Origin of the sequence: Lutibacter sp. (genome assembly GCF_046055765.1) — a bacterium.
Classification (GTDB): Bacteria; Bacteroidota; Bacteroidia; order Flavobacteriales; family Flavobacteriaceae; genus Lutibacter.
Genome location: NZ_JASFZF010000090.1, coordinates 1 through 5,054, shown reverse-complemented (window position 1 = coordinate 5,054; position 5,054 = coordinate 1). Strand labels below are relative to the sequence as shown.

Below are 5,054 nucleotides of genomic sequence, written 5' to 3'. Positions count from 1 at the left end.
ATGATTAAAAGAAAAATTAAAGTAATTTTAAACCTCAATTAAAAACTATGGAAAATCTCGGTTTCAAATCCGCTTCTTTTCATGTACTAAACCGTTGCACGTAACTTTTTGAGAAAATAATTTTATTGATTAAATATACATTTTTGACCCAAAAGAAAGGAAATGATAAATTATATACAGGAAACAAGAACAATGGAGTTAAATAAAAATTTAATTAGTAAGATATTAATAATAATATTTTCAATTTTAATATTAATAATTCCAGACATAATAATTAATTTTAAAAAAGATATTCTAACTTTTTTTTTAATTCTAATTTCTAAAATAAGTTTATTTTTATTTTTAGATTTAATTCTTTTAAGATTAACCAAATCATATTTCACATCATATTTAATACTAGGTTCCATATATTTAATTTCATCAATTATAGAAACGGTTAACATTTGCCTTTTAAACAATTATGTAACTTTAGATAATATTAAAGCTCTATTTTATACCTCTAAAAGTGAAATTATAGAATTTTATCACCAATTTTATTTATATTTTTTAATACCAATATCCATAATTATTTTATTTTTTTTAATTCTTAAAAAAATTAGATTATATTCATACAACATAAAAAACAATAGACTAATAGTTTTATTTTCAATAATTAGTTTATTATTAACTATTTCAATTTCAACTTTTTTCATCTCTAGTTCATCACAATTTTATTCTGGTAAAAATTTAATAAAATATACATTTAAACAGTATTATGTAAAACAACATCCTTTCAATGTCTTTTATAGAACCTATGAATTTGTACTATCAAGATCTCGATTCAATAAGTATAAAACTCTAAAAGAAAATTTCAAGTTTAATATATTAGATAAAATAGATTATTTAAAGAAACCTGATATTGTAATTTTAATAATAGGTGAAAGAATTAGATATAGTAATTGGTCTATTAATGGTTATAATAGAAAAACGAGTCCTAATTTAGATACGATAGAAAACCTTATATCTTTTAATAAACATTATTCAAATGGAAATTCAACAGCAGGCTCAATTCCTTTATTAATTACTCAAGCTACTCCTCAAAATCCGGAATTTGCTTATTCCCAAAAAACTATCGTTTCTCTTTTTAAAGAAGCTGATTATAAGACAATTTGGATTTCTAATCAAAATATATTTGACTATATTGAAAATAAAAATGAACCAGATAATGTATTTGAACTATATAAAAGAAAACATACTGATTTAGATATTCTTCCTGTCTTTGATTCTATTATTAAAGTAAAAGACAATAATAAAAAATTTATAGTAATTAACATGGTTGGAGGACATGGTTCAATTCCAAAATTGTTTAATAAATTTCAACCTAGTAGTTTTCTAAAAAATTATCCTGTCAATTTTAAAAATAAATTTATTTTTATAAATGATTATGATAATATGATTTTATTACAAGACTTTGTTTTAAGTAAAATAATAAGATTAACAAAACGTAAAAATTTATCATCCATAATATTATTTACTCCAGATCATGGTTGTAATTTATTTGAAAATGAAAATTTATTTGGTTATGGTTCTGCTAATCCAACAGAAAAAGAAACTCATATACCTTTATTTATTTGGGGTTCAAATAAGTTTATTAAAAATAATTATAAATATTCCAATTTAATAAGGCATAAAAACCTAATGACTACAAATGATAATATATTTTATACTCTAGCTGATTTAGCTAATATCCGATATGCTTCATTTTTAAAGAACAAAAGTATTGCAGATTCATCATATAATGAACCTAATTCAAGATTTGTATATATAAATGGAACTTTTAGAAAGTATAAAAAATTAACTCATTAACAATTTGAACTTTAATAGTAAAAAAAGCAGCGTGCAACAACTTATAAAATTAATGCTTACATTTAGCTAAAATTGAAAATAATAAACAAAAACAAAGGTTAAAGTTAGGCGGAATAACCAAGTATTTAAAGTCGCACAAATCTTATAAAAACCCGTTAAATTTAATAGCGGATTCAACTCAGATTGGATAAAAGTTCATTAAAATATAAATCTAAGTAAATGGAAAAATCACAGATTTGAGAAATAAAACGGAAAGGATTTCCAGAGCGGAGTAATTTTCAGAGTGAATAGATTTGAGAAACAAATCGCACAGATTTTGCGAAAAGAAAAGTAAAAATTAAAGGAACTGGATTTTATTTTCATTTCGGAGAAATTACAGGAAAGAGAAATGCCACGTAAGATTTCCTAAAAGAATGGATTAGAGAGAAGAAACGTAGATAAAAAAGGAGCAATGGCGAGTTAAAAAGAGTTTCAAAAAAGAGCTTAAATCAAAATAAAAATTTAAGAAAAAGAGAAGTAGCAGGAGAAGAAACGGAAAGGAAAGATAAATCAGAGTGAATAAGCTACTAAATTTAACAACTTATAAAATTAATGCTTACATTTAGCTAAAAATTAAAATAATAGCGAAAAACAAAGGTTAAAGTTAGGCGGAAAAATCACGTATTTAAAGTCGCACTAATCTTATAAAAACCCGTTGCCAAAAATAACGACGAAACTCGGATCTTAAGAATAATTTTATAAAATATTGATAAATTGAGACGACAAATTCCAGTCTGATTATTAATAAAAACCATGAAATTGCAACAAAATGTTTAATTGATTACTACATTTTTATCATTCTACAACAAAAATCGTTATATTTAAACTTCGATTTCTTTTAATTTAAAACAAAAACTATGAAAAAAAACAAATTACTTAACAGACTAATTTTACTTTTAGGAGTAATAACATTTACTTTAAACTCATGCAGTAACGAGGGAATTTATGTCCAATCTTCTGCAATCATTCCTGAAAATCAAATTTCAAGTGGAATTGAAATAACAGAAGATTTAGCAAGAGAAGTTGCACTAAATTTTTATAACAAAACATACAATTCAAGAAATTATTTAAAAAGTAATAATAACAAATCTACAATAATTCAATCAGCTAAAGTACAATCAACAGAAACTATTAAAGATTTTAACAATCAAACGGCAATTTATACGGTGAATATTGAGCCTAATGGTTTTGTATTAGTATCATCAAATACTAAAAATGTTCCAATTGTAGCTCATTCAGAAACTGGAGTATTTGAGTTTAATGAAAATTCTCCTGATGGTTTGAAAAGCTGGATTGCAGAAAATATTCTTTTCAATGATATTTTAGAAACAAGAGAACCTATTGAGGAGGTAGAGCAACAGTGGGATGCTGTAATACCATATTCTGTTGATAGAATTGGAGATGACAACCCTGACGATGGAAGTGAAGGAAGTGGAGACAGTTCAAGTTCAAATAAAAGATATAGCCACACAGTAAACGAACAAGCTGGCCCTTTAATGCAAACAACTTGGGGACAAGGTTTTCCTTATAACTTTTACACAAATAATAATCCAACTGGTTGCGTTGCTGTAGCAATGGCACAAATAATGAGATACCACGAATGGCCAAATACTTTTAATTGGCCAACTATGCCTAATCTTCCTTTGTCAACAACTGCTGGTTTAGAAGTTGCATCATTAATGTTTGATATCGGCTTACCAGAAAATGTTAATATGCAGTATTCGCCTGGTAGTTCTTCGGCAAATTCTGAAGACGTAAGAAATGTTCTAGTTAATAATTACGGATATTCTTCTACTGCAACATATTCTGCCTACGATTTTAGTACTGTAAAGCAAGAAATAGGAATGTATAATCGTCCTGTTTATATGAGAGGTTCACATACTTATGAAACTGAAACAAATGGATGGTGGTTTTGGGAACAAACTACAACGTACTATCTTGATGGACACGCTTGGGTTTGTGATGGATACAAACAACAATACGATTTATACATCTATAATGAGGGCACACAATATGAATACACTGCCCAAGAAAACAGATATGAGTGGTTATATATGAATTGGGGATGGAATGGTAGCGGTAATGGATGGTTTTACAAAAATAATATTTGGGTTAATAATGTATTAATAACACTTCATAATGGAAATGTAGAAAACCCTAATTTTCAATATAGTAGAAAGTGTATTTATAGAATTAAACCTTAAAAAATAAAATTATGAAAAATTTAATCTTTATGCTACTAGCACTTATTCTTATAGTTTCTTGCAGTTCAGATGACAATAACAATGAAAATAATTACTATAATTTAGACACAGATGTAATTTTTACAGTTAAAGATTCTAATGGTAATGATATGCTAAATCCGAATAATCAAAATGCTTATTTAAGTGATAACATAAAAATATACTATGTTAAAGCTGATGGTGGAAGCGAAGAAATTTACTATCCGAACTTAAGTTCTCCTAGAAATTTCAGAATTATTACTCCTGAAGACTCTCAAGAAAATATTTATGCTTTTCAATTATTTCCAAATACTTATGTGATGGAGGATGCAATCACATACATAGAATGGAATAATACTGAAACAGATACCATCAAAACAAATTACAGATATGGAAAAAATTATACTATTTGCGATAAAATTTGGTATAACAATGTGAATGTTTGGACAGAAAATACAGAAGTAAATACAGGTAGAATATTTGAAATAATAAAAAACTAAAGATAACACGGTATATAAAAAATAGCAGAAAAGAGCTAACCAAAAGTTATAATCTTAACGGCTATTTTTACATACCAACACCGTTGCTTATAATTGCAGATGAAAACGCTGTAAAATTGAGCAATGAAAACAGAAAGATTTGAGTAACAAAACGGATTTGATTAAAAATTACGCCAATTAAGAAAGTTGATAACACTAAAATGATTCACATAATGAGTGAAAAAAGTTACTTTAGGCAACAATGCATATAAAAAATTGCTGAATTTGAGAAAATATGAAAAATAAAACACAAAAAAATAAATTTTAATAAATGGAAAATTGCGTTTTTAAAATCGCAACTTTTCATATTCTAAACCGTTGCAAGTAATTGCGGAAAAACCTCAAAAAAATGTTATGAAAAACTTAAAAATACACGCTGGAGGAAAAAATGATTACTTGAGTTCTTTAA

Annotated in this window: 3 protein-coding genes; all 3 read left to right on the top strand. The window is 26.0% G+C overall.

Features of this window, described 5'->3' with window-relative positions; all coding sequences use genetic code 11:
* Positions 1-162: 162 nt before the first annotated feature.
* Positions 163-1,845 carry a phosphoethanolamine transferase gene (locus tag QM495_RS08890; RefSeq protein WP_408671753.1) on the top strand — a complete coding sequence of 561 codons (1,683 nt, stop codon included), beginning with the start codon at positions 163-165 and terminating at the stop codon, positions 1,843-1,845.
* 896 nt (positions 1,846-2,741) lie between these two features.
* The gene (locus tag QM495_RS08885; protein ID WP_408671752.1) at positions 2,742-4,088 is read left to right on the top strand and encodes a C10 family peptidase; all 1,347 of its coding nucleotides are present in this window, start codon (positions 2,742-2,744) and stop codon (positions 4,086-4,088) included.
* Positions 4,089-4,099: 11 nt separating this feature from the next.
* A complete protein-coding gene (locus tag QM495_RS08880; protein ID WP_408671751.1) occupies positions 4,100-4,606 on the top strand; it encodes a hypothetical protein in 507 nt (168 codons plus the stop codon).
* Positions 4,607-5,054: the final 448 nt, after the last annotated feature.